This is a genomic window from Pseudomonas sp. 51_B (genome assembly GCF_017491595.1).
GTDB classification, from domain to species: Bacteria; Pseudomonadota; Gammaproteobacteria; order Pseudomonadales; family Pseudomonadaceae; genus Aquipseudomonas; species Aquipseudomonas promysalinigenes.
This window is the reverse complement of sequence record NZ_JAFGYW010000474.1, coordinates 1-431: the sequence shown is the minus strand read 5'-3', so window position 1 is coordinate 431 and position 431 is coordinate 1. Positions and strand designations below refer to the sequence as shown.

The window sequence follows — 431 nt, the reverse complement described above, 5'->3', positions numbered from 1 at the left end:
GCTTCGGCGCGCGCGTCGTCGATCCGGTTCAGCGCGAGCAGCAGCTCGACGAGATCGAGGCGCGCGTCGTCATAGCCGGGGTTCAGCGCGAGCGCGTTTTCGAGGTGCGACAGCGCGTCGTCGATCCGCTCCTCGGCGAGCGCGGTCTGCGCGGCGTAACGCTCGGCCTCGTCGGGCGCGGGCACGAGGCGATCGAGGAACGCGCGCAGTTGCCCTTCGGGCAGCACGCCGACGAACTGGTCGACCGGCTGCCCGCCCGCGAACGCGATCACGTGCGGAATGCTGCGCGTCTGGAAGTGCGCGGCGAGCTCCTGATTCTCGTCGACGTTCACCTTCACGAGCTTCCAGCGGCCTTCGTACTCCTGCTCGAGCTTCTCGAGCAGCGGGCCGAGCGTCTTGCACGGGCCGCACCACGGCGCCCAGAAGTCGAC

1 protein-coding gene is annotated in these 431 nt (G+C 69.8%); it reads right to left on the bottom strand.

Going from position 1 to position 431, the window contains the following annotated elements; all coding sequences use genetic code 11:
- A partial coding sequence (gene trxA, locus J5M56_RS25795) for a thioredoxin (protein ID WP_207938157.1) occupies positions 1-431 on the bottom strand: 431 nt, incomplete at both ends.